Genomic DNA, 22,506 nt, shown 5'->3' on the forward strand with positions numbered 1-22,506 from the left:
GAATTTCATGACAATTTAGCCGCCTTGGCTTGTGCCCGTGCTGCCCGCCAATGGTTCCATTTTTCCTGTAATCTATCAAAAGAGATATACACCACGGGTGTTGTATACAGTGTAAGAAGCTGGCTCATGACCAGCCCGCCAACAATGGTTATCCCCAATGGGAAGCGTAATTCGGCACCATCCCCATTGCTCAATACCAAAGGCAAGGCACCAAATATGGCTGAAAGTGTTGTCATCATGATGGGACGAAATCGCAATAAACTGGCCCGGAAAATTGCATCCCGGGCACTGAGCTTACCGTTCCGTTGTGCCTCAAGGGCAAAATCAACCATGATAATGGCGTTTTTCTTGACAATTCCCACCAGTAACATAATTCCTATCATGGCGATCAGGCTAAATGGCGTATTGAATAATTCTAACGCCAGCAATGCGCCTATGCCCGCAGAAGGCAGGGTAGAAAGGATAGTCAACGGGTGAATATAGCTTTCATACAATACGCCCAGAACCAAATAAACAGTGACGATAGCTGCGAGGATAACCATCAATTGAGAGTTTTCACTATCTTGAAAATCTTGCGCAGCGCCTGCGAAAGAACTGCGGACTGAAGAGGGGACACCCAGTTCTGTCATGGTTCTTTCTATCGCGCTGATTGCTTGGGAGAGCGTGTAACCTGGTGCAATGTCAAAGGCAATGCCAGAAGAAGCCGAAAGCCCTTGATGATAAACGTCCAGCAGCGCGCTGGCGGGATGCCATTGCGCAAAATAGGACAGTGGAATGCGTTCACCTTGCGCATTGATGACAAACATTTTCTCTAATGCCGTCGGATCTTGGTTATATTGCGGTGCAACTTCCATGACCACTTTGTATTGATTCAATGGCTGGTAAATGGTGGAAATTTGCCGTTGCCCAAAGGCATTGTGGAGCAGGCTATTCGCTTCAGCAACGCTGATTCCCAAACGAGCCATAACATCACGATCATAGGTAATTGCTATTTCGGCGCCTTTAGCTTCTTCATCATTGTCAGAGTTAACATCCACCAGTAGCGGCAGTTTTTCCAACGCTTTCTTGATGATTGGACTCCACTTACGCAATTCACCGGCATCATCGGACAGCAGATTGAACTGATATGTGGATCTTGAACCGCGCCCGCCGCCAGATCTGAGGTCTTGAACCGGCACTAAATACAGACGTGCGCCGGCTTCATTGTTTAGCTTGCTTCTTAAACGAGTGATGACTTGCAGGACGCTTTCATGGCGCTCGTCCAGCGGTTTTAGGGAAACAAACATGAAGCCCGTGTTGGTGCTGTCACCGCCGGTAAATCCCACGGCATTATCTACAGTCGGGTCGGCATTGACTATTTGCATAAAGCTTTTCACTTTTTCGCGCATCGACTGAAATGAAATGCTTTGGTCAGCGACAATAAAGCCCAGCATCTTCCCCGTATCCTGTTGAGGAAAAAAGGTTTTGGGAATACTGATATAGAGCCAGATATTCAGGGCAACAATGCCAACCAATGTTAACAGTACCCAACGGGTATGGTTGAGTATCCATTTCAATGAACGTCCATAGCCTTGTTGAATTTTCAGCAATACCTTACCGAACCCTCGAGTTTGCCTCTGTGATTTTTCTGGTGATGATTTGAGTAAGTGTCCACACATCATCGGGGTCAGCGTCAGAGAAACCAATAGTGAAATGCCAATGGCAGTAGCGAGTGTGACTGCAAAATCCCGGAATAGCCGACCAAGTAGCTCATCAATCAGAACGAGAGGAATAAAAACCGCGACAAGGGACAGGCTCATGGCAAGCACCGTGAACCCCACTTCCCGTACCCCCTTGAGGGCAGCTTGCATGGGTTTCAGGCCGGCATCGATATGACGGGAAATATTTTCCAGCACAACGATGGCATCATCAACAACGAACCCTGTGGCAATAGTCAAGGCCATCAAGGAAAGGTTATTTAAGCTGAAACCACATAAGTAAATTGCGGTGAAGGTGCCAATAAGAGAGACAGGTACTGCAATTGCCGGGATAAGAGTCGCACGGCCTGAACGCAAGAACAGAAATACAACCAGAATGACCAAAGCAACAGCAATCGCGAGTGCACGCTCCACTTCTTGCAGGGAAGCCCGAATAGCCGGAGAGCGATCCTGTGCAATGTTCAACTGGATACTGGCTGGCAGTGAATCTTGCAAGATGGGGAGTTGATCGCGAATGCGTTGAACTGTTGCAATGATATTCGCGCCTGCTTCACGGCGAATAATGATAACGATTGCCGACTTATTGCCGGACATGGCAGCAGCCCGGGTATCTTCGACAGAATTCTTAACATCCGCGACGTCCTGCAAGCGAACAGGGGCGCCATTATTGTAGTGGACAATGACTGAGCGGTAGCTGTCTGCTGTTTTCAATTCATCATTGGTGTGCAATTGCCAGCTTTGTTTATCGGAATCCAAGTACCCAATTGGGCGCCGGACATTCGCATTATTGATGGCATTGCCGACATCATTAAGAGAAACGCCTTGGTTGAAGAGGGCATTGGGATTCAGTTCAACGCGTATTGCCGGTAACGAACTTCCGCCAACGCTGACTTTACTGACACCTTCTACTTGAGAGAGTTTTTGAGCCAATCTGGTGGATGCGAGATCATAAAGTTGCCCTTCACTATAACTGTCGGACGTTAAGGTCAAAATCATGATGGGGGCATCTGACATATTTGCTTTATAATATACCGGCTTGCTTGGCATGCCAGAAGGCAACAAGCTTTGGGCGGCATTGATCGCTGCCTGAACATCCCGCGCAGCGCCATTGATTTCCCGGTTGAGGTCAAATTGCAAATAAATGAATGAAGAGCCCAGAGAACTTGCGGAAGACATCTCTTTCACTCCCGCAATTCTGCCCAATGCCCGCTCCAGAGGTGTTGTGACTGAAGATGCCATGGTTTCGGGTGATGCGCCAGGCATGGAGGCATGGACAGTAATCACGGGAAAATCAACTTTTGGCAACGGCGACACGGGCAGCAGAGTAAAACTGAGCGCACCACACAGCGTGATGGCAAGACTCAATAATGTTGTGGCAACCGGCCGCCGGATAAAAAGCGCAAAAAATTTCACAGCGGCTCCTGATGGTTAACAGAGGTTTGATCAAGCTGCTTATTCTTTTGGCGACCTTTCTTGTAATAGTGCGCTAACCTATCAAACAGCAGATAGATAACCGGCGTCGTAAACAAGGTCAGGATTTGGCTCATGATAAGCCCGCCAACCATGCTGACACCCAATGGGCGACGCAACTCTGCACCAATGCCGGTACTCAGCATCAGCGGCAATGCCCCCAACAACGCGGCCATGGTGGTCATCAATATTGGCCTGAAACGCAACAGGCAGGCTTGATAAATGGCATCATAGGGCGACATGCCTTTTTCACGCTCTGCTGCCAATGCAAAATCGATCATCATGATGGCGTTTTTCTTCACAATGCCTATCAAGAGGATGATCCCAATGATGGCAATAATGTCTAATTCATAATTGCCTATCATTAATGCCAACAATGCACCAACACCCGCAGTAGGCAACGTGGACAAGATTGTGACGGGATGAATAAAACTTTCATACAGGATACCGAGCACAATATACATTGCGACAACTGCGGCTAAAATCAGCCAGAGTGTGTTACTGAGCGCATCCTGGAATGCTAATGTTGCCCCTTGAAACTGAGTGATAATGTCTTTTGGCATCTGGATCGCCCGCTCAGTTTCTTTAACAGCATTGACCGCCTGTTCAAGGGACGAGTGCTTCGAAACATTGAATGAGAAAGTGGCAGAAGGAAACTGTTGTAGATGATTAATGGACAGATTGCCCAACCGCTGTTCAACCGTCGCAATTGCATTAAGCGGCACCATTTTGCCATCATTGCCAGACAAATAAACATTGTTGAGTGCATCCAGACCTGATGAATTGTCCGTATCTTGTTCAAGGATCACACGATACTGATTTGACTGAGTGTAAATGGTCGAAATCAAGCGTTGGCCGAATGCGTTGTACAGGGCATTATCCACGGCGGCCATTGAGATCCCCAATCGGCTGGCCATATCGCGATTGACATTGAGGTAGGCCACCAGTCCTTGATTCTGCCAATCGTTACCGATATCAGCCAGTTCTGGGCGCTGCTTCAGGGCTTGCTGTAGTTTAGGCACCCAGATGCTGAGTTCATCAAGGGAAGTGGCCTGCAATGTAAATTGGTACTGAGTGCGGGATACTTGCGTATCAATCGTTAAATCTTGGGTCGGTTGCAGATACAGTTTGACGTCGGGTACACCAGCAATACTGGCCTGCAAGCGTGGAATAACCTCATCTATGCGTTGATCACGCTGGTCGAGGGGTTTTAGTGTAATTTGCACGCGCGCGTTATTTAATGTTGGGTTATTGCCGTCAACACCCACAAAAGTAGAGATATTTTCTACGGCAGGATCTTTCAGCAATAGAGCGGTAACTTGTTGCTGTTTATCTGCCATTGCGTGGAATGAAATGGATTGGGGCGCTTCAAGTGTACCCTGAATCAACCCATTGTCTTGCAAAGGGAAAAAACCTTTTGGGATCATGACATAGAGCAGGGCGGTCAGAGCCATTGTTCCGAATGCAACACCCAATGTAATCCAAGGATGGTTCAATACCCGTTTCAGAAAGACGGCATATATCGCAATCATGCGCTCGAAGAAACGCTCGCAGGCTTGTTCGAAACGGTTATGTTTGATGTCCGCTTCAGATTTCAGCATTCGCGCACACATCATCGGCGTTAGCGTCAGTGACACGACTGCAGAAATTAAAATGGCGACAGCGAGAGTAATGGCAAACTCGCGGAAGAGGCGGCCGACAATATCCCCCATAAACAACAGCGGGATCAAGACAGCAATCAATGAGAAGGTCAGGGAAATAATGGTAAAGCCGATTTCCCCGGCTCCTTTTAATGCGGCTGCCAGCGGTTTTTCTCCTCGTTCGATATAACGGGAAATATTTTCGATAACGACAATGGCATCATCCACGACAAAGCCAGTTGCGATGGTCAATGCCATTAACGTGAGGTTATTGACGGAAAAACCGCAGAAATACATAACGGCGAAGGTACCCACCAGAGAAAGTGGTACGGCAATACTTGGAATCAAGGTTGCTGTGGTATTGCGCAAAAACAGGTAAATCACCATCACAACCAGCGCAATAGCCAACAACAGCTCAAATTGCACGTCCTTGACCGAGCTACGGATAGTCACGGTTCTGTCTGTCAAAACATCTACTTTGACAGATTTAGGCAGGCTGCCAATCAACTCAGGCAGCATGGCGCGAATATTATCCGTTGTTTCAATAACATTCGCACCGGGTTGGCGTTGGACGTTGAGGACAATGGCAGGTTTTTCATTGGCCCATGCGCCCAGCTTGTCATTTTCTGCCCCTTGCTCAATGGCAGCAACATCACGCAGGCGAACCGGAGCGCCATTTTTATAGGCCACGATGAGTTTGCGATAATCATCAATGGATTTCATCTGGTCGTTGGATGAAATTGTGACTGAGCGTGTCGGCCCGTCAAAACTGCCTTTTGCTGAATTTACATTGGCTTTCATGATGGCGGCGCGGATCATATCACTATCCAACCCTTGGGCAGCGATGGCTTGTGCGTTCAATTTCACACGCACGGCAGGGCGTTGTCCGCCAGCCAATGTCACCAAACCAACGCCACTGACCTGAGAGATACGTTGGGCAACGCGGGTTTCCACCATATCTTGCACTTGCGTCATGGTTTGGGCATCGGAGGTGACAGCCAGCGTTAAAATAGGCGGATCCGCCGGATTGACCTTGTTGTAAATAGGCGGGTAGGGCAAATCGTCCGGCAAGAGATTACTGGCTGAATTAATGGCAGCCTGCACATCTTGTTCTGCCACATCAAGCGGCAGAGAAAGCTGGAAAACCAGAGTAATGACTGACGCTCCCCCGGAGCTTCTGGATGACATTTGTTTCAAGCCGGACATTTGCCCGAATTGGCGCTCCAGTGGCGCTGTCACGGCTGATGTCATTACATCTGGGCTGGCGCCGGGATACAGAGTAACCACCTGAATTGTAGGGTAATCCACTTGTGGCAAGGCAGAAACGGGCAACATCCGATAGCCGATAATCCCTGCCAACAAAATGGCCAGCATAAACAACGTCGTGGCAACGGGGCGCAGTATAAACAGGCGGGATGGCCCTCCGCCTGTCATTGGCGAATCAGATTGCATTACGGATTCTCCACGCCATTGCCTGACTGGCTGTTTGATTGAGCCGGATTCTTCTTGCTGCTGTCATCTTCAAGTGACGCCACGGACAACGGTTTGACAATTTCGACTTTGGCGCCATCAGTCAGTTGGTCGATGCCGTCAGTGACAACGCGATCGCCGGCTGAAACACCGCTGCTAATGACCGCAAATTGGCTATTTTGCAGCCCCACAGTGACCTTATTTTTGCTGACCTTATTGTCTTTATCGACTTTCCAGACAAAATGACCGTTATTTCCCATTTGCAACCCTGCGTTAGGGATCACGACAGCGTTTTGCAATGTATTGACTTTCATCTGAATATTGACGAACTGATTCGGAAACAGTGCATTGCCTTGATTATTGAATTGAGCCTTCATTTTGATCGTGCCTGTCGTAACATCAATCTGATTATCAATGCTGAGCAGCTTGCCTTGTGCCAATTGTTGCTGATTATTGCGATCCCATGCACTGACGCTGACGTCCTTGTTATTTTTCTGGGCGTTGAGTACCGCCCTGATATCGTTTTCTGGCAGGGAAAACAGTACATCAATGGGATCGACTTGGGTAATTACTACAATTGGTGTTCCACCTCCGGCAGAAACATAGTTGCCGACATCGATGCGCTTTAACCCGGTTCGGCCGGAAATTGGCGCAGTAATGCGGCTATAGGCCAATTGCAGTTTTGCATCGTCGATATCTGATTGATCGGCTTTCAGGCTGGCTTCACTTTGGCGAACCAACGCCATCTGCTTATCCAAATCTTGTTGAGATATCAGTTTATTTTTTGCTAATTGCTGAAAGCGGCTTAAATCCTGTTTGGCATTGGTCAATGTTGCCAGATCTCTGGCATATTGCCCTTGTGCCCTTGCCAGCTTAACCTGAAGCGGACGGGGATCGATTTCGGCCAGCAAATCCCCTTTTTTGACATATTGGCCTTCATTGAAATGCAGCGCTATCAATTGGCCTTCTACGAGACTGGTGATGGTTACGGTGTTTGTGGCTTGAACTGTTCCCAGGCCACTTAAATAATGTGGAACAGATTTTATTGCAGCCGTTGCTACTTGCACCGGAGGGATAACCTGGTTGCTGGCGCTTTGCTTTGCTCCCGGATTTTGAGCTTTGTTTGAGGGGGTTGGCGCACCGAAGTGTTTCCAGGCAAAGAAAGCCGCAGCGATAATCACGGCCAGCACCGCAGCGACTCGGAAAAAGTAGGAACGGCTTTTGTTATTCATTAGCTCGACATTCTCTCAATATTGTGACGAAATGTTGTGACGATAGGCAGTCATGCCACATCTAATATCAAATAGATACAGAACTTATTATTAGTGTAACCAGTTAGAATTAACCAATAATGAAGAAAGTATGGAGCTTATGTCAAAAAGATAATGTTTTGGACAATGGCTCCCTTTAGATTTTGTGATGAACAATCCAATATTTCATGAAAAATTATGTTAGGGGCTTTATCGCGTCTTTTTTTTAGTTGTCATTTCCGGAGGGTAATCACGATTGATGATGCAGGGGATTCAATCAATATGCAATGTTAATGATGTTTGAGCTATCAAAAGCCACGGATTATGTTTTTTGTGATCAACGTTGAGGTTCAACTGGATTAAATCAGGATAGAGTGAACCCACTTTGTGATTCATTTGTTTTTCGCTACGTATTATTTCCACTACATATATATTTACATACTATTTTCACTACATTCTATTGGCGCCATATTCTATTTTTGGCAAAGACCTTGGCAGAGTGTCCAGCCTGTCCGATTTATCACCAGTAAAGTATTTTCTCCAACATCTTATTATCAACACCAATACCTTGTTGTTTATACCTAATTACTGACATCTTTATCATTTGCATCTTGTTACAAACATTAAGCGATATTTCAAGCACCTGCGAATAAGGGGCATGAATATGACATTCCGCTACATTGCTATAGATTGGGGCTCCACAAATCTGCGTGCCTGGATTTTCGATGATGAGGTCTGTTTAGAACGTCGCCAATCAGAGGCAGGTGTGACAAAGCTGAAAGGTGTTTCACCCATAACAGTGTTGGCTGAGATTACAGCAGGTTGGCGAGAAGATTCTGACCTGCCAGTCATTATGGCTGGCTTGCCTGAGCAGCAAACGGATGCCGGTACATTTAATTCAGGGCTATTGCGTGGTATCGAATCTCCTGCTTTGTTACCACAACTCTTTGAAGTCCGCGCTGCACATGTCTTAAAAGCGTTGCCTGCTGAGTTTGTCAGCGAATTTTTGTCCGGGTTGCTGATTGGCCATGAAGTGGCAACCATGACGAAACAGCTTGCCTGTGGCACAAATCAATCTCTTCATGCACAACCGATCACTATTGTGGCGGAACCTAAACTGGCAGCCCGTTATCAGGCCGCATTTAACTATTTCCAATTATCAACCCAGTTAGTTGAGGGTGATGCTGCATTTCTCGCAGGCATAAGGAATATTGCATATGAACTGGCAAACTAATCTTTCCTTCATTGCCATTTTGCGCGGGTTGCGTGACGCCGGAAAATTTACATGAATGGTTGGTTGTGGGCTGTTTGGGCGCGGGGCTGGGGAGTGATTTGTACCGTGCAGGACAACCGGCCAACCGCACCAAAGAAAAAGCCATGACATTTGTGAAGGCATACAGAGCAGCAAAGCAAAAAATAAAAAGTAATCGATAAAAGGTAATGCAATAAGAGGTGTGCAATGAAAATCACTAAACTCACAACGTATCGCTTACCTCCGCGGTGGATGTTCTTGAAAATGGAAACAGATGACGGGGTTGTTGGGTGGGGAGAACCTACCATTGAAGGACGGGCGCGCACGGTTGAAATGGCCGTTCATGAGTTGGGGGAATATCTTATTGGTCAGGATCCGGCCAGAATTAATGACTTGTGGCAGGTGATGTATCGGGGCGGTTTCTATCGCGGCGGGCCTGTCTTGATGAGCGCCATTGCCGGAATTGATCAGGCTCTCTGGGATATCAAAGGGAAAGTTTTAAAGGCACCTGTCTGGCAACTGCTTGGGGGATTGGTGAGGGACAAAATCAAAGCTTACAGTTGGGTAGGGGGAGATCGTCCGGCGGAGGTCATTGCAGGTATCGAAAACTTGTGCAAAATAGGTTTTGATACCTTCAAGCTAAATGGCTGCGAAGAGCTGGAAATAATAGACACTGCTCGAAAAGTGGATGCAGCCGTCAGTGTTGTGGCACAAATTCGGGAAGCGTTTGGTCATCAGATAGAATTCGGGCTGGATTTCCATGGGCGGGTCAGTGCCCCGATGGCGAAAGTGTTAATCCATGAACTGGAGCCTTATCGTCCACTCTTTATTGAAGAGCCTGTTCTGGCGGAGCAGGCAGAATATTATCCTCGCCTGGCGGCTCAAACACATATCCCGATTGCAGCAGGGGAACGCATGTTTTCTCGCTTTGAGTTCAAGCGTGTTTTGGAAAATGGGGGCGTGTCCATTCTGCAACCTGATCTCTCTCATGCGGGTGGCATTACGGAGTGTCATAAGATTGCATCTATGGCTGAAGCCTATGATGTCGCATTGGCACCCCATTGCCCGCTCGGCCCGATTGCACTCGCTGCCTGCCTTCATATCGATTTTGTTTCCCGCAACGCGATTTTCCAAGAACAGAGTATGGGGATCCATTATAACCAGGGCGCAGAACTCTTGGATTTTGTGAGAAATAAAAATGATTTCGATATGACAGGTGGTCATTTCTACCCTCTGACAAAGCCGGGATTGGGCGTTGAAATCGATGAGGAACAAGTTATTTTCCGCAGCCAAAATGTTGCTGATTGGCGTAATCCGCTGTGGCGCCATGATGATGGCTCCGTAGCTGAATGGTGATCCACGGCACTGACAGTTTTACAGTGTTGGTAAGGGTTATGCCCAGATTTGGCAGTGAAGATTGGGAGATGGGCGTATGGGCATTTCGAATACGACGACAAGACTGGCTCACCGCCGTTACCTGACTTTGGTAATCCTCTTTATCACAGTGGTTATTTGCTATGTTGACAGAGCAAATCTCGCTGTTGCATCCGAACATATTCAGCAAGAATTCGATATCAATAAAACCCAGATGGGATACGTTTTTTCTGCTTTCTCTTGGCTCTATGCACTGTGCCAGATTCCCGGCGGTTGGCTTGTTGATCGAGTTGGCTCCAGGCTGATCTATTTTGTCGCCATTTTAGGCTGGTCTGTGGCAACCCTTTTGCAGGGAGTTGCCACAGGTTTATTATCCTTGATTGGCTTACGGGCAATGACCGGTATTTTCGAAGCTCCGGCATTTCCAGCCAATAACCGCATTGTGACCAGTTGGTTTCCTGAACAAGAACGTGCTTCAGCGATCGCTTTCTATACTTCCGGTCAGTATGTCGGGTTGGCTTTCTTGACTCCGTTACTTATTTGGATTCAGGAAATTATGAATTGGCGTTGGGTGTTTATTATCACTGGCGGTATCGGGATTATTTGGGCGTTTATCTGGATGAAGGTTTATCAGCCCCCGAATAAGAGCAAAAGGCTCAATCAGCAAGAGCTTGACTATATCCGTAAACACCGTGGCTTGGTGGATGGTGAGAGTCGTGCAGAGAAAAAAGGCAATTTGTCTTTGACGAAAAAAGATTGGAAATTAATGTTTAATCGCAAATTGCTGGGTGTTTACCTGGGCCAATTTTCTCTGGGTTCGACACTGTGGTTTTTCTTAACTTGGTTTCCGAATTATTTGACCCAAGAAAAAGGGATTGCTGCACTTAAGGTCGGTTTTATGACAACGGTTCCTTTTTTGGCGGCATTTGTGGGGGTGCTTCTATCCGGTTGGATTGCAGATAAACTGGTTAAGAGAGGCCATTCTTTGAGTTTGTCGCGTAAAACGCCCATCATTTGTGGCCTGTTGATTTCAACATGTATTGTTGGCGCAAATTATACAAATAATCCCATGCTGATCACGTCCTTAATGGCGCTGACATTTTTTGGCAATGGGCTGTCTTCTATCACTTGGTCACTTGTTTCTTCTTTGGCTCCCGCACATTTAATTGGCCTTACGGGAGGGATATTCAATTTCATTGGTGGATTGGGTGGGATCACCGTTCCGCTGGTGGTGGGATATTTAGCGCAGAACCATGGTTTTTCCCCTGCCTTGGTTTATATCTCGGTTGTCGCGTTGATCGGGTCTTTTTCTTATATTTTTCTGGTGGGGGAAATTAAACGGATTGATTAAAATAAGGCGGCTGCTATACGCCGCCATTAATTTTGTCATTTTCAAATATTAGATTAATCTCAAGGCGGTTTTTGAGATTAAATATTTAAAGGAGATTGGGATAATATAAATATAAAAATAGAATGAAAAGAATATATTTTTTCAATTCCAGTAAATGCTGCGAGTAAATAAGATATTTATACGCCTCGTACTTCAAGGTGCATGTATTACCATCCCGCGACGCGGGATGATAATACGTCGCTTCCTGAAGCTTGGAGTTAATAGGGTATAAACGTTATTTAGAGTGAATATCATCACTTTTTATCTACCCAAGTGACCATGTTTAGGGATATATTAGCACTGTTTTACCCCACTTAATGCAGCTTAACCACTAACCATAACAGGGAGTTTTTATGGCAAATATTATTTATTTAACATTGAAAGGAGACAAACAGGGGGTGATTTCACAAGGTTGCTCTTCTGTTGAGTCCATCGGTAATAAATATCAGGTTGGTCATGAAAATGAGATATTTGTATTGAATCTCCATCATTCTATTCACAGAGAGCAAAATGTTAACCATAGCCCAATTGTATTTATAAAGCCGCAAGATAAGTCGTCACCATTATTAATGATGGCAATTTCGGATAATGAAACATTGAATCTGAAATTTGATTTTTATCGTACAGCACAATCAGGGGCGCAGGAATTATATTATTCTATTGAATGCCGTGATGCGACAATCATTGAGCTATCACCGAATTATCCACACAGCGCCAATCATTCGGAAGCGCAACCCGAAGAGAAAGTCTCTATTAAATATAAAGACATTATTTGCCATCATCATATGGCGGGAACATCTGGATACAGTGTTTGGGACGATAGGGTATATTAATCTTTGGAAAAAACGCCGATTTGAACATCGGCGTTTTTTTATTATTGAATCAAGCTAAATACCGTACCAAATCATGTGTCATTGTCGAAATAGGCTTCACAGGCCCATCGTCAATGGTGGGCTTACTGTTTTGCCCCGTACCAAGGAACCAAACGTTTTTGCAATACCCGCAATCCTAATTCAAGCGTACATGCAATAAGCGCTATCACACAGATCCCGGCAATGACCATATCGGTTGACAAAAATTCACCAGCAGATTGCACCATGAACCCCAGCCCTTGTGTTGCTGCAATTAACTCAGCCGCAACCAAAGTAGACCAACCCACACCCAGCCCAATTCGCAAACCAATCAGAATTTCAGGCAATGCATTGGGTAATATAATGTTTGTCAGCAGTTGGCGGCGGTTTGCCCCCAGCGATCTCGCCGCCCTGATTCGGGTAACGTTCGCATTTTGTACGCCGGCAACCGTTGATAGGATGACCGGAGGCAGCATTGATGCCCAAATCAGCAATATTTTTGAAAATTCCCCAATGCCAAACCAAATCACAATCAAAGGCAAGTAAGCAAGGGGAGGGACAGGGCGATAAAATTCAATCCAGGGATCTAAAATAGCCTGTATCTTTTTGCTGATGCCCATCGCTATACCGACAGGGATGCCGATAATCACCGCAGACAGCAAGGCCAGTAATATTCGACTCAGGCTGGCCCAAAGGTGTTCCCAGAGAGTAACACCCATAAATCCGAGATCACCCGCGGCGCTGACAAGCTGGGCAATAACCTGTTTGGGGGAGGGTAGAATGATAGGATCAACCCAACCTTTTTCTGTGATAAACCACCAGATCAGCAGCAAGGCGAAGACAGAAATGATCCGCAATCCAAGGTATGAAGCAGACAACCATCCGATCAAACGTTGGTAACGACGATGGATATTCAATACCGACAAAGTGTTTTCTTGTTGAGAGCGCATTATTTGCCCCCCAAGTCATTGAAAATCTTATCCTGAACATATTCACGGCAGGCAATAAATTGTGGATCAGATTTTATATGACGGCTGCTTTCTCCCTGTATAAAGCGACGACCAAAATCCAGCGTCAGACGTTCAACTATTTGGCCCGGCGAAGAAGATAGCAGATAGAGTTCTTCAGCCATAAATATTGCTTCTTCAATATCATGGGTGATAAGTAAGCACTGTTTGCCTGTGCTGTGCCATAGCTTCAACAGCAGCTCCTGCATTTGTGCCCGGATATAGATATCCAAGGCGCCAAAAGGCTCATCCAGCAGTAATATCTGTGGGTTAATGGCCAATGCCCGGGCGATGCCCACGCGTTGACGCTGCCCGCCGGAAAGTTGCCAGATCTGGGCGGTTTCATATTCGGCCAGCCCAACTTGAATAAGCAGATCACGGGCGATATCCAGCCGTTCTTGTTTGGTGACGCCGATGAATTTTAAACCGAGTGCTACGTTATCAATAACATTCAGCCACGGCATTAATCCATCGCCTTGGAATATCACTCCGCGATCTTGGCCCGGCCCGGTCAGGGGAACACCGTCCAGTAGAATTTGTCCGGAAAAAGGTTGTAAAAAACCTGCGATCAGATTGAGTAATGTCGTTTTTCCGCAGCCAGAAGGCCCTTGGATCACAACGAATTTTTCAGGTTCAATATTAAAATTGATATTGTTCAATACCAATCTATCCTGATATTTCATACTGAGGTGATTAATGGAGAGCATATCGAACACCTCTCTTATTGGTTAGCCGGATAGGCTTGATGAATAAAGGCATCAGTCACATATTCGTGGTAATCCCTTTTTATGTCTGACGATTTTCCTTGTTGCGTTAAAAACTGGGTGGTCTTTTTAATCACTTCGGGTATTTTTTGCTGCAACAAGGTTTGTTGTTCCTGAATTCCGAAATAATGGTTTGCTTCAACCCAATGTGCCACTTGCTCTGCCGGTAATCCGCTGAATGAGGCAATAGCCGCAATGTTCTCGCGAGCAGCCAGCCATTGCTGAGGGTTGCTGAGGTAGCGATTATTTTCATTTTGTATGGCTCGGGTAAATTCAGTGACTAATTTGGGATGTTTTTCGGCAAAGTCATTGCGGACAACCCAGACATTCAGTGTCATGTTTCCCCATTGACTGACTTGGTTTGAGTCGGTCAAAACATGTCCAGTGGTCGTGATTTCGTTTAAGGATGGAGACCAAACATAGGCACCGTCGATATCCCCCCTTTTCCAAGCTGCCACGATAGCAGAAGGTTGCATGTTCACTATTTTCACCTCTTCCGGTGCTATGCCCCAGTGCCTTAAGGCGGAAAGCAGGCTGTAGTGCGCAGTGGAAATAAAAGGCACGGCAATGCGTTTGCCTTTCAGTTGCTCTGGCTGGCGTATCTGTGGCCTCACGACAAAGGATTCGGATTGACCAATCTGGGAATTAATCAAGAATGCCTTGATGGGTAATTTGCGGCTTGCTGCTATCGCCAATGGGCTGCTGCCAATGTAACCAATTTGTACATCGCCGGAAGCCATGGCTCTTAAAATGGACGCGCCGCTGTCAAACTTGCGCCATTGAACATTGGCCTTTACCTCTTTTTCAAAGGAGCGATTAAATTGGGCGACTTTTGCGGGATCGGCGATGGATTGCCAGGCAATAGTGACTTTGGCTTCTTTTGCCTGAGAGGAGGTGGTAAAAAGCAACAAAAAAGATATCAACAATAGAAATGGGATTTTTCTCACAAAACTCTCCTAATTCACATTTGGATTGTTATCTGAATTAAATACTTCTATTTATTTCGAAGAGTAAGAATATTTAAAGAAATATAAAAATATTTTTTATATTTTTTTGTGATAATAGAAGAAAATGATGATTTTTTTTGGATAGAATCAGGACGTAATTATCAGTTTAAGCTGAGGGGTTAAATTTTTAATATTTTGATTTTTTTAGTTATTTTATATATTTTGGTGGTGTGTCTTATGCTGTTTTAAAGGCAAGAAAGAAATTAATTTGCAATAATTTTAATATTACTCAAATGAGATGAATGAATCTTTTCAGCGAATATTTTTAATAAGAGCCATACTTTTTATTTTTTAAACTGGGAAATTTAAATCGATTGATGCGATTTCGGTAAGTTTTCCCACTAAGTTTTTGGGGGGTATTTTTGAAATGATGTTCTTGGGATAAGTGAGAGGTTTTTGCCTCTCACTGAGAACCAGCCTTTAGCTGGAAAAGTTCGTTCACTTGCTGTTATGCAGTATCTGGAAACCTATGGGGATATGTTCACACCAAAAATAATGTCGCCAGCCCCAAAAAGATGAAGAACCCGCCAGTATCGGTAATGGCGGTAATCATCACACTGGAACCAATTGCGGGATCTCTTCCCAGTTTCATCATAATAAACGGAATCAGTACGCCCATCAGCGCCGCCATCAGGAGATTCAATATCATCGCCATCGTCATCACAATTCCCATAGCAAGGTCACTGTAGAGCAGATATGTGACAATTCCCATGATCCCGCCCCAAATAATACCGTTGATCAAGGCGACACCAAACTCTCTCAATAGCAGGTAAGAAAAGCTGCCCCGTTGGATTTGGTGAAGCGCGAGAGCACGAACAATCATGGTGATTGTCTGATTTCCGGTATTTCCCCCGATGCCCGCGACAATAGGCATCAACGCTGCGAGGGCAACCAGTTGTGAAATAGTATGCTCAAACAGGCCAATAACCCTTGAAGCCACAAAAGCCGTACATAGATTGATGGCCAACCATGTCCAGCGGGTTTTCACCGCCTGACCGACTGGCGCGAAAACATCTTCTTCCCGGCTCAGACCCCCCATGCGGCGGATATTGGTATCTGTTTCTTCGTTTAATGTATCAACGATATCTTCAACGGTCAGGCGTCCCATCAAACGACCATTATTGTCTACCACGGCTGCGGAAATTAAATCGTAACGTTCGAATGCGCTCGCGGCATCTTCGCCTTTTTGCTCAGGTGAGAAAGTCACCGTGTCTGTATTCATGACTTCGGCAACCAGTTTATCCTGAGCGTTGGTCAACAATGTGGTAAGGAGAAGCTCTCCCTGAAGGCGATTTTTACGATCAATAACAAAGATTTTATCTGTCGTGTTTGGAATAGAGCCACGGGAACGCAAAAAGCGTTGCACTGCGTTCAGTGTTACGTTTCCCCGTACGGTCACAAATTCAAAATCCATCATCTGGCCGATACTATCTTTGTGGTACTGCAATACTTCGCGAATGCGATTGCGTTGGCTTGGTTCCAGATAAGTCAGCAGTCGGCGAGTTGTTTCACGGGGAAGGTGCTCTACGATATAAGCTTGTTCATCTACATGCAGCGTGCCGATAGAGCGCAATAGCTCAACATCAGACATATCTTTGATCAAGTTATCCCAGACAGGGATAGAGGCTTCCACCAAAACTTCACCGCGTTGGTTATTGTCTATCAACCGCCATAAAGCGAGGCGTTCATCATAAGGCAACGCTTCCAGAATATCGGCAATATCAGCAGCATGCAGGCTGAGCAATAACTTTTTGGTTTCCTCTATTTTTTCAAGTAACTGTTCATCGCTGACGCTGGAAAAAGCGTCTGTCTGAGCCAATAATTTCTCAACAAATAATTTATCGTCAATAAACAGTGAAAGCAGACGTTGACGGGCATGCGCCAATTTCTGGGAATGCTGATTGGCAATGGCTGAATTGTCAGGTGTAAAAGCCGGCTGTAACATTGGTGTACCTTTTCAGTAAGGCAAAAAATAAGGCAAAACTGAGTGCTCGCACTTAGCGTAATCAACTGAAACCGTTAAGACGATTCCTCTTCTTTGATATGTAAGTGCCAGCCAGTGACATCACTCCAGTAATCCTGCTCTTTTTCTAAATCGAGCAGCACAAGGGCGTTTTGCGTTAAGTAGTTTTTTGGCAGGTAGAGTGCCCAATGACCGTAATCGGTTTCCAGCCTTAGTGTATCAGGTGTTGTGGTGGATTGGCGTTGATTATTCAACAGAGTTGCCAATCGTAATATTTTAAGTATAGGTAAATACTGTTTTTTCTTGAACAGATAGAAGCGGGGATGATCATCTACCTTAATGGCTTTGCGATGGTAGCGTACCAGTGTTGCCAGCAATAATTGCTGTTCCTGATTAAATCCCGGCAGGTCGGTATGTTGCAGGATATAAGCGGAATGGCGTTGCAACCCACTCAAATTGATGCTTAAACCAACTTCATGCAACATGGCCGCCCACAATAGAATCGATTCCAGTTGTGGTTGTACTCGTTGGGGATTTTGCTCTGCCCATTGTTCATAAAGGTTTTTGGCGGTATTCCAGACGCGGTCGGCCTGATCCCGGTCAATATTGTAGTGTTCTGCAAGGCTTTTGGCGGTTCGTTGGCGGATATCTTGATGGCGAAAGCGGTCTTCCATTTCGTAAAGCACACCTTCCCTCAGCGCTCCTTGAGACAAGCGTAACTCTTGAATGTGCAAGGCGTCGAAAATGCCGCACATAATTGCAAGACCGGGCACAAAGATATGTTTGCGATCTTCGGTCAGCCCCGGCAAATCCAGCGCATCGAAATTTTTGTATTTCAGAATGCGCCTTACCAGCATATTGAGCCGCTCTGGTGTGATCAGGCCATCTTTTTCACCCTGTTCCACCAATAATTTATGAATGGCTTTAATTGTCCCTGATGCACCCAAGGCAAAATCCCAGCCTTTGGAGCGAAATTGCCAGACCAGATTTTCTAGTTTCTGTGCTGCCTGAAGCCGTGCTTTACAAAAATTGAGTTCACTAATCACGCCGTCCGGAAAAAATTGGTGGGCAAAACTGATGCAACCCATGCGACGGCTTTCAATCAACAACGGCTCGAAATCTTCACCAATGACCAATTCTGTGGAGCCGCCCCCAATATCAATCACCAGTTTCCGGCCTTTTTCGGGCTGTGTATGTTCAACGCCCATAAAGATCAAGCGAGCTTCTTCATGACCAGAAATGATTTCAATCGGATAGGGGATAACTTCTTTTGCCCGTTTCAAGAACTCTTGAACATTGGTCGCTTCACGTAAGCTATGGGTGCCCACCATACAGACATTATCCGCCGGAACACCCTGCAACCGCTCTGCAAACAGAGAAAGGCAAGCAAGCCCCCGGTTGATAGCCTCTTCGCTTAGTTCATTTTTGCTGTTCAGGCCATCGGCAAGATGCACCCGCTTTTTTAACCGTCCGATAACTTGTATTGCACCATTGACAATGCGGGCGATTACCATATGAAAACTATTCGAACCCAAATCGATTGTGGCAATTTCTTGGGGCTTAGGTATGGGGGTGTCGTGTTTCAACGGCATAGATCAGGCTCTTGTTTCTGGTTGTTCAAGATTTTTCAGGTAATCGTATATAGCGATTTGTGCACGGATTTTACGCTTATTCCCGCGCGGAACATAGCGATTGCTCAACTCTTTATCAATATAACGGGCTTTGACCGTATCGCTGAATTGCAAATCAAGGATATCCAAAACTTGTTGTTTCAACATGGGATCGAGCAGACAAACGGCAACTTCAATGCGGTAATCGATATTGCGGGTCATCCAGTCAGCTGATGAAAGGAAGACTTTTTCATCGCCTTTATTGGTGAAAACGTAAACGCGATCATGTTCCAGAAAGCGATCCACGATGCTGATGACCTGGATATTCTCGCTAAAACCGGCTTGATTGGGGACTAAAGAGCACATGCCCCGCACCAGAAGACGAATTTTGACTCCAGCCCCTGAAGCATCATAAAGTCTATTTACCAAATCTTTATCGACAAGGTTATTGATTTTTAGGGTAATTCCAGAGATCTCGCCGGCCTTCGCATTTTCGATTTCTTGATCGATCAGGTGATTCAGCATAGTACGTGAATTTTGGGGGGAGACCATCAGATTATCGAAAGTGACAGGACGATATGGGTTTTCAATAAAGTTGAATACCCGGCGGACTTCATTGGTGACTTCCGGTTTTGCCGTCAACAGAGAATAATCGGTATACAACCGCGCCGTTTTTTCATTGAAATTCCCTGTGCCAATATGGGCGTAACGAATAATCTCGCTGCCTTCTAAGCGGGAAATGATAAACAGCTTCGCGTGAATTTTCAGGCCTGGGGCAGAGAAAATAACATGTACACCGGCTTCGGTAAGCCGTTTTGCCCAATGGATATTGGCTTCTTCATCAAAGCGGGCTTGTAATTCCACCACAACCGTAACTTTTTTACCGTTGTGTGCCGCATGGATCATGGAGTCAATGATGCGGGAATCTTTCGCAACACGGTAGATATTGATCTTGATTGAGAGAACACTTGGATCGAAAGAAGCCTGACGCAACAATTCCAGTACATGTTCAAATGTATGGTAAGGATAGTAAAGCAGGACATCTTTTTCGCGAATGGCATCGAAACCATTGCGGAAATGGTCGAACCAAGTATGGCGCAGCCGCGGCATGGGTTTATTCAAAAGATTCCGGTTGCCTTCGTTGGGGAATTTGATGAAATCTTTGAAATTATGGTATCGGCCGCCTGCAATCACCGAGTCATCATTCGACAAGCCTAATTTGCTGCGCAGTAATTCCACCATTTCGTCAGGCATATTACGCTGGTACACAAACCGCACAGGCTCTGCCGTCAGCCTCTGTTTTAAAGTGGAAGACATTAATTCCAGCAGGTTTGATTCCATTTCTGAGACAAGGTCATATTCAGAATCACGGGTCATTTTCATGGAGTAAACATTCAAGGCATCGTAATCGAAAAACCCCTTGAATATTTCATCCAACGTATACCTAAGTATATTATCCAACAATATCATTGACTTGCGCTTGCGAGGCATTTCCGGCGGCAAGTTAACGAAACGAGGAACCTTGTCAGAGGGAATTTCCAACAGTGCGTATTGGGTGTCTTGCCCGCGGATAATTTCAACGGCCAGGTAGGTATAGTCATCTTTTAGAAACTCAACTAAATTAGTTCCCGGATTGATAACAATTGGCGTTATGTGCGGGCGCAGGTGCTGGCGAAAATATTGGCGCAGCCAGATCTGTTGATTCGGGGATATTTGCCGCTCATTGATTAAAAAAATCTGATTGCGGGCCATTTCCAGCAGCAGATCATTGTACAGTTCGTCAAATTCCTGATCGGTTTTGGCAACTTTGGCTTCGATTTTCCTCAGTAACTGGCGGCCACTGGTGGCTGAACCCTGTTCTTCACTGATAAGAATGCGCCGTTTTACGTCGGCGAAGCGAACCTTATAGAATTCATCCAGGTTATTGGAGTAGATACCTAAAAACCTCATTCTTTCAATCAGCGGATTACTTTTGTCAGCCGCTTCTTGAAGTACACGTTCGTTGAAAGAGAGCCAGCTGAGTTCTTTTTCGGTATAGAGACGATCGTGGGACATTACTACTCCGTTTGATTTTCCATTCAGTTTATGAACCAGCGTGCTGGTTTAGGACTTACGGGCTTTATTGGCAAAATAATTGTGCTGGAAAGTGCACATCCGAATGGCTGTATGATAAGAGCCGTTCACAAAAAATTCATCGATGAGTTCGCCTTCAGTCAGGAACCCCAGTTTCTTATAGATATGGATTGCTTTGGTGTTCTCTTTATCAACAATCAAATACAGTTTATAGAGGTTCAAAACAGCAAAAGCATATTCCATTGCGAGTTCGACGGCTATTGCCGCATAGCCTTGCCCTTGGTAAGCAGGAGCAATGATAATCTGGAATTCAGCACGGCGGTGGACGTAATCTATCTCAACTATTTCCACTAAACCCACTTTGGAGTTCAGGCTTTCAATGATAAAGCGACGTTCATTTTGATCATGAATGTGCTTGTCATAAAGATCGGATAACTCAACAAAGGCTTCATAAGGCTCTTCAAACCAATAACGCATGACACTGGCATTATTATCCATCTGATGAACAAAAGGGAGATCTTCCCGTTCAAGAGGACGTAATTTTATTGCAGGGTTTTCTACATCACCGGACATTGGATACCTCAGTGCTTCTGGGTTCTATACCCATCGTCTTTCAAGTTGCCTCTTTGTTGGCTGCGTTCATTCACTCCGGCCACCGTTTTTATAAATAGACGGTTATCTATGCTCCGGAAGGTGACTGAAAGGCTCTTTCCTCTCGGCCTTTGGTCGGGCAAATTCGTTCTCTTGTCGGCGCGGCGCATCTTGAAATCAATAGGGTATGCATATTTTCATTATCTAATTATTGCAATATAAATATTTATTTCCAGATTAATATTTTTCAGATGGTGAATTATCAAAATTATTTGAGCGAGAAAAATAAATTAATAAGAGATAATAACCTACAGCAAAGCTATGTCTTAATACAATATGTTAATGATGATTGTGTTAATAATATTTTTAAGAGTCTATCTCTCTTTTAAGTTGCAGCCAGACAAGGTATGAACCCGAAAGAGAGATAACCGTTGATAGCCCAGATTATTCAGATGCGTAGCCCTGTGGCGGCAACACTTTTCCATCCATTATTGCGGCATGCCCTTTCATTGACAACCGGCCATTCAAGAACCAGTCAATCACCATGGGATAGAAATTATGCTCTTGGCTTTGGACGCGCTGGATAACATCTTCGAGCTTATCATCCTCAAAAATAGGAACTTTGGCTTGCAAGATAATAGGGCCGCCATCCAGCTCTTCAGTAACAAAATGGATGGATGTACCGTGTTCTTTGTCGCCGTTTTCAATGGCTTTTTGGTGGGTATGCAGGCCGGGATATTTGGGTAACAGGGAAGGGTGGATATTGAGTAAACGCCCATAATAATGCTGAACAAAATCAGGTGATAAAATTCTCATGTAGCCTGACAAGACCACTAAATCAGGTTGATATTGATCAATCGCCTTGAACAGGGCGATATCGTAGCTGGCGCGGTCGGGATAGGCCTTGGGATCAAGGAAACAGCTTGGAATGCCTGCGTGCATGGCTCGTTGCAGGCCGTAGGCGTCAGCATTATTGCTGAATACGGCAGCTATGTGCCCATTAATTCGGTTTTGCTGGCAGGCATCAATAATGGCTTGAAGATTGCTGCCGTGCCCAGAAACTAAAACAACAATTTTTTTCATGGATGTATTTCGCT

Annotated in this window: 15 protein-coding genes and 1 pseudogene; 5 read left to right on the plus strand and 11 right to left on the minus strand. The window is 45.5% G+C overall.

Annotated features, from left to right (window positions below; all coding sequences use genetic code 11):
* Positions 1-5 precede the first annotated feature (5 nt).
* Genes mdtC through BM100_RS06520 form a run of 3 tightly spaced genes read right to left on the minus strand, consistent with a single transcriptional unit; the run spans position 6 to position 7,509 of the window.
* The gene (gene mdtC / locus BM100_RS06510) at positions 6-3,110 is read right to left on the minus strand and encodes a multidrug efflux RND transporter permease subunit MdtC (protein ID WP_092509129.1); all 3,105 of its coding nucleotides are present in this window, start codon (positions 3,108-3,110) and stop codon (positions 6-8) included.
* Positions 3,107-6,259 carry an MdtB/MuxB family multidrug efflux RND transporter permease subunit gene (locus tag BM100_RS06515; RefSeq protein WP_092509131.1) on the minus strand — a complete coding sequence of 1,051 codons (3,153 nt, stop codon included), beginning with the start codon at positions 6,257-6,259 and terminating at the stop codon, positions 3,107-3,109. Before BM100_RS06515 ends, mdtC begins: the two co-directional genes overlap by 4 nt.
* Positions 6,259-7,509 (minus strand): MdtA/MuxA family multidrug efflux RND transporter periplasmic adaptor subunit, encoded by a 1,251-nt coding sequence (locus BM100_RS06520; RefSeq protein ID WP_092509133.1) that lies wholly within the window; start codon positions 7,507-7,509, stop codon positions 6,259-6,261. Before BM100_RS06520 ends, BM100_RS06515 begins: the two co-directional genes overlap by 1 nt.
* A gap of 682 nt (positions 7,510-8,191) precedes the next feature.
* Here BM100_RS06520 and BM100_RS06525 point away from each other — a divergent pair.
* From BM100_RS06525 to BM100_RS06545, 5 genes and pseudogenes are all read left to right on the plus strand, one after another.
* A complete protein-coding gene (locus BM100_RS06525) occupies positions 8,192-8,761 on the plus strand; it encodes a 2-dehydro-3-deoxygalactonokinase (RefSeq protein ID WP_092509135.1) in 570 nt (189 codons plus the stop codon).
* Between the two features lie 5 nt (positions 8,762-8,766).
* Positions 8,767-8,961, plus strand: a pseudogene (locus tag BM100_RS06530) (2-dehydro-3-deoxy-6-phosphogalactonate aldolase); the annotation flags it as partial.
* A gap of 25 nt (positions 8,962-8,986) precedes the next feature.
* Positions 8,987-10,135: a galactonate dehydratase gene (gene dgoD / locus BM100_RS06535; protein ID WP_092509139.1), complete on the plus strand. Its 1,149-nt coding sequence runs from the start codon at positions 8,987-8,989 to the stop codon at positions 10,133-10,135.
* 76 nt (positions 10,136-10,211) lie between these two features.
* On the plus strand, positions 10,212-11,504 hold the full coding sequence (locus BM100_RS06540) for an MFS transporter (RefSeq protein ID WP_092509141.1): 1,293 nt from the start codon (positions 10,212-10,214) through the stop codon (positions 11,502-11,504).
* A gap of 392 nt (positions 11,505-11,896) precedes the next feature.
* Complete coding sequence (locus tag BM100_RS06545) at positions 11,897-12,376, plus strand: Hcp family type VI secretion system effector (RefSeq protein ID WP_092509143.1); 480 nt, start codon at positions 11,897-11,899, stop codon at positions 12,374-12,376.
* 122 nt (positions 12,377-12,498) lie between these two features.
* Here the strand turns inward: BM100_RS06545 and tauC are convergent, their stop codons facing one another.
* The 8 genes from tauC to purN all read right to left on the minus strand — a co-directional run bounded on the left by tauC (position 12,499) and on the right by purN (position 22,492).
* The gene (gene tauC, locus BM100_RS06550; protein WP_092509145.1) at positions 12,499-13,344 is read right to left on the minus strand and encodes a taurine ABC transporter permease TauC; all 846 of its coding nucleotides are present in this window, start codon (positions 13,342-13,344) and stop codon (positions 12,499-12,501) included.
* Positions 13,344-14,108, minus strand: a complete 765-nt coding sequence (gene tauB, locus BM100_RS06555) for a taurine ABC transporter ATP-binding subunit (protein WP_092509147.1) — start codon at positions 14,106-14,108, stop codon at positions 13,344-13,346. The genes tauC and tauB overlap by 1 nt, the downstream gene beginning before the upstream one ends.
* Before the next feature lie 14 nt (positions 14,109-14,122).
* Positions 14,123-15,112 carry a taurine ABC transporter substrate-binding protein gene (gene tauA / locus BM100_RS06560; protein WP_211284478.1) on the minus strand — a complete coding sequence of 330 codons (990 nt, stop codon included), beginning with the start codon at positions 15,110-15,112 and terminating at the stop codon, positions 14,123-14,125.
* Positions 15,113-15,653: 541 nt separating this feature from the next.
* The gene (gene mgtE / locus BM100_RS06565; RefSeq protein WP_092509149.1) at positions 15,654-17,117 is read right to left on the minus strand and encodes a magnesium transporter; all 1,464 of its coding nucleotides are present in this window, start codon (positions 17,115-17,117) and stop codon (positions 15,654-15,656) included.
* Between the two features lie 74 nt (positions 17,118-17,191).
* On the minus strand, positions 17,192-18,727 hold the full coding sequence (gene ppx / locus BM100_RS06570; RefSeq protein ID WP_092509151.1) for an exopolyphosphatase: 1,536 nt from the start codon (positions 18,725-18,727) through the stop codon (positions 17,192-17,194).
* Between the two features lie 3 nt (positions 18,728-18,730).
* Positions 18,731-20,800, minus strand: coding sequence for a polyphosphate kinase 1 (gene ppk1 / locus BM100_RS06575; RefSeq protein ID WP_092509153.1), 2,070 nt, complete (start codon positions 20,798-20,800; stop codon positions 18,731-18,733).
* Positions 20,801-20,848: 48 nt separating this feature from the next.
* On the minus strand, positions 20,849-21,391 hold the full coding sequence (gene speG / locus BM100_RS06580) for a spermidine N1-acetyltransferase (RefSeq protein ID WP_092509155.1): 543 nt from the start codon (positions 21,389-21,391) through the stop codon (positions 20,849-20,851).
* Between the two features lie 462 nt (positions 21,392-21,853).
* On the minus strand, positions 21,854-22,492 hold the full coding sequence (gene purN / locus BM100_RS06585) for a phosphoribosylglycinamide formyltransferase (protein WP_092509157.1): 639 nt from the start codon (positions 22,490-22,492) through the stop codon (positions 21,854-21,856).
* Positions 22,493-22,506 lie beyond the last annotated feature (14 nt).

Source organism: Xenorhabdus mauleonii, from assembly GCF_900113945.1.
GTDB lineage: Bacteria > Pseudomonadota > Gammaproteobacteria > Enterobacterales > Enterobacteriaceae > Xenorhabdus > Xenorhabdus mauleonii.